The sequence below is a fragment of the Dietzia aerolata genome, assembly GCF_014144865.1.
Classification (GTDB): Bacteria; Actinomycetota; Actinomycetes; order Mycobacteriales; family Mycobacteriaceae; genus Dietzia; species Dietzia aerolata.
The window spans coordinates 1-3,405 of sequence record NZ_JAALDM010000197.1; the positions used below are offsets into that span (position 1 = coordinate 1).

The following is a 3,405-nucleotide window of genomic DNA, read 5'->3' on the forward strand; positions in this document are numbered from 1 at the left end:
GACCACGGCGGTGGTCGTCGCCGTCAACGACGTCGTCGTGGATGAGAAATGCCTCGTGGAGCAGTTCGAGCGCCTCGCCCACCGCGATCCGCACTGCGGGGTCATCGCCCCCGGCGGCGACGTACACGGCCTCGAGCAAAGCGGACCGTATCCCCTTACCGGTGCGCGTCGTGGCGTCGATATCCGCAACCCAGTCGTCGACGGCGGAGCCGAGCCCCGCGGGCACGTCACGCACGGCCATCCGAGGGACTGCGGTCACAGAACACAGGGTCATGCCCAGTTATTCGGAGCGGAGGCGAACGCGGATGGGTCCTGACCGCGGCCAGTCGAGTCCGAGCCTGTCGTCGCCACCCACGTATGCACGCCGCCAGCCTATCGCGGCGCGCTGCGGCGACCGCCAGCACTGAGGGGCTGCCCCTGAAATGCACGAAGACCCCCGCTTGTGGCAGGGGTCTCCGAGTGCCAGATGATGGATTCGAACCAACGAAGGCTAAGCCGACGGATTTACAATCCGCTCCCTTTGGCCGCTCGGGCAATCTGGCGTGCACCCCGCAGGGCGCAGAGCCACATTACAACGCCCCTCCCCCCGGGTGCCAAATCGGGGGTCTCCGGAGGCGGGTAGCCTGGCCTGGATCAACCTCAGCAAGCCCCGCCACCAGTGAAGGAGAGCGCGTTCATGGCCTCGGAGTCCTCGTTCGACATCGTCTCGGAGTTCGACCGCCAGGAGGTGGACAACGCCCTCAACCAGGCGGCCAAGGAGCTGGGCACCCGCTACGACTTCCGCGGCACCGACGCCGGCATCGAGTGGAAGGGCGAGGACGCGGTGGAGATCACGGCCAACTCCGAGGACCGCGTCCTGGCGGCCAAGGACGTGTTCATCGAGAAGCTCGTCCGCCGTGGCCTGAGCATGAAGGCGCTCGAGGTGGGCGACCCCATGCCGTCGGGCAAGGGCTTCCGCCTGGTCGGCTCGCTCAAGCAGGGGATCGACAAGGAGAACGCCAAGAAGATCACCAAGCTCCTGCGCGACGAGGGCCCCAAGGGCGTCAAGGCGCAGATCCAGGGCGAGGAGATCCGCGTGTCGTCCAAGAAGCGCGACGACCTGCAGGAGTGCATCGCGCTTCTCAAGGGCGCCGACTTCGAAGTGGCGCTGCAGTTCACCAACTACCGCTGACCTTTCGGCATCGGGTGCGCACCCCCGCATTTGCGGATCGAATACGGCTACTGGAACCGCACATGCGTGTTTAAGCTTCCACTCATGACGCACATTCGGATCACTGATGCCGCAGTTCTCATGGGGGTCAGCGACGACACCGTTCGTCGCTGGATCGACAAGGGGGACCTCTCCGCGCACGCCGATGACTCCGGCCGCAAGACCGTAGACGGCGCTGAGCTCGCCCGACTGGCCCAGGAGCGGGCGGCGGGCCGGGGCGCCGCCCACTCCGACGGGACGGACGGACCCGACTCCGCGGGGGTCAGCGCGCGCAACAGCTTCCGCGGCCTGGTCACGGCTGTGAAATCGGACGAGGTCATGTCCCAGGTCGACATCCAGTGCGGCCCGTACCGCGTCGTGTCGCTCATCTCCACGGAGGCGGCCCGCGAGCTCGGCCTGGAACCGGGGTCGCTGGCCACCGCGCGGGTCAAGGCCACCAGCGTCGTGGTCGAGGGGGTGTCGCTGTGATGCGACGGGCCGCCACCGCCGCGCTGGGCGCCGCCGTGGGGCTGTCTGTGTTGGTGGGATGTTCGTCCGGGGGCGACGACGACAACGCCGCCGACACCCGGACCCTGACCGTCTTCGCCGCGGCTTCGCTCACGGACCCCTTCACCGAGTTGGCCGAGGACTTCGAGGAGGCGAACCCGGGCGTCGAGGTCCGGCTATCCTTCGACGGCTCCTCGGGTCTCGTCGACCAGATCGCGGGCGGCGCCCCGGCAGACGTCTTCGCCTCGGCGGACGAGAAGAACATGGACCGGGCCGTGGACGAGGGGCTGGTGGCCGGCGAGCCGGTGCTGTTCGCGACCAACGTGCTCACGCTCATCACACCTCCCGGCAATCCTGCGGGCATCACCGGATTCGACGAGTCGCTGGATGGGACCCGGCTCGTCATCTGCGCTGAGGGCGTCCCGTGCGGCAACGCCACGCGAGCCCTCGCCGAGTCGGCCGGCCTCGAACTACAGCCGGTGAGCGAGGAGTCCAAGGTCACCGACGTACGCGGCAAGGTGACCTCCGGCGAGGCCGACGCAGGCATCGTCTACACCACCGACGCCACCGCTGCGGGCGACGCGGTCGAGGCCATCCCGATCGCGGGCGCCGAGGACTCGCCCAACCGCTATCCGATCGCTGTGCTCTCCCGCTCCGAGCAGCCCGACCTCGCGCAGCAGTTCCTCGACTCCGTGACCGGCCCTGACGGGCGGGCGGTGCTCGCCGGCTACGGCTTCGGAGGCGCATGATCACCACACCACCCGGGGACTCGGCCAACCCACACAGAGCCCCGGCATGCTGAGGACCCCGCTCCCCCGCTGGCTGCTGGCCACGGCCACCGTGGCCGTGCTGTTGATGGCCCTGCCGCTGGTCGGTCTGGCGGTGCGCATCCCCTGGGCCGACGTGCCCACGCTGCTCAGTTCGGAAGCCGCGCGGGACGCGATGGCGCTCAGCCTGCGCACCTGCGCCATCTCGACCGTGCTGTGCATCCTGCTCGGCACCCCGGTGGCGGTCCTGCTGGCGCGCAGCAACGGCCCGCTCGCCGCGCTCGCCCGCACGGTGACCGCCCTGCCGATGGTGCTGCCGCCGGTGGTGGCCGGCCTGGCGTTGCTCATCACCTTCGGTCGCGTCGGCGTGGTGGGCGAGCACCTGTCGGTGCTGGGCATCGAGATCGGCTTCACCACTACAGCCGTAGTGATCGCGCAGACGTTCGTGGCGATGCCGTTCCTCGTCGTCGCTCTCGAAGGCGCCCTCCGCTCCGTCGACTCTCGCCTCGAGCAGACGGCCGCGTCCCTCGGCGCCTCCCCGTCCCGCGTTCTCGGCACGGTGACGCTGCCGCTGGTCCTGCCGGCGTTGCTCTCCGGCGCGAGCATGTCCTTCGCCCGCGCCCTCGGTGAGTTCGGCGCGACCCTCACCTTCGCCGGCTCGCTGCAGGGCACCACGCGCACGCTTCCGCTGGAGATCTACCTCAGCCGCGAGTCCGACACCGAGACCGCACTCGCCCTGGCACTTCTGCTGATCCTCGTCGCCGCCCTACTCATGGCCGCCTCCGCGTGGGTCGCCCGGAGGACGGTGGTGCGCCATGCCTGAACAGCCCACCCCGGACGGCACCACTCCCGCCTCGCGCGGCACCCCGCCCGCCGCCGCCCTCGACTGCCGGATCGACGCCCGCGACGTCGACCTCGCCCTCACCATCCCCGCCGGCCGCC

The 3,405-nt window shown here is 69.9% G+C and carries 5 protein-coding genes and 1 tRNA gene; 4 read left to right on the forward strand and 2 right to left on the reverse strand.

The genetic code is table 11. From position 1 onward, the window contains the following. Both G6016_RS11775 and G6016_RS11780 read right to left on the reverse strand, forming a co-directional pair. A partial coding sequence (locus G6016_RS11775; RefSeq protein WP_338403591.1) for a polyprenyl synthetase family protein occupies positions 1 to 259 on the reverse strand: 259 nt, incomplete at its 3' end. A 201-nt stretch (positions 260 to 460) separates the two neighbouring features. Continuing rightward, a tRNA-Tyr gene (locus tag G6016_RS11780) sits at positions 461 to 542 on the reverse strand. Positions 543 to 676: 134 nt separating this feature from the next. Between G6016_RS11780 and G6016_RS11785 the strand changes: the two genes are divergently transcribed. The 4 genes from G6016_RS11785 to G6016_RS11800 all read left to right on the forward strand — a co-directional run bounded on the left by G6016_RS11785 (position 677) and on the right by G6016_RS11800 (position 3,286). Further along, complete coding sequence (locus tag G6016_RS11785) at positions 677 to 1,171, forward strand: YajQ family cyclic di-GMP-binding protein (protein ID WP_182632835.1); 495 nt, start codon at positions 677 to 679, stop codon at positions 1,169 to 1,171. Positions 1,172 to 1,255: 84 nt separating this feature from the next. Continuing rightward, entirely contained in the window at positions 1,256 to 1,678 is a 423-nt protein-coding gene (locus G6016_RS11790) for a TOBE domain-containing protein (protein ID WP_182632836.1), read from the forward strand. Further along, positions 1,678 to 2,445 carry a molybdate ABC transporter substrate-binding protein gene (gene modA / locus G6016_RS11795; protein ID WP_182632837.1) on the forward strand — a complete coding sequence of 256 codons (768 nt, stop codon included), beginning with the start codon at positions 1,678 to 1,680 and terminating at the stop codon, positions 2,443 to 2,445. Before G6016_RS11790 ends, modA begins: the two co-directional genes overlap by 1 nt. A 46-nt stretch (positions 2,446 to 2,491) precedes the next feature. Continuing rightward, on the forward strand, positions 2,492 to 3,286 hold the full coding sequence (locus G6016_RS11800) for an ABC transporter permease (RefSeq protein WP_182632838.1): 795 nt from the start codon (positions 2,492 to 2,494) through the stop codon (positions 3,284 to 3,286). Positions 3,287 to 3,405 lie beyond the last annotated feature (119 nt).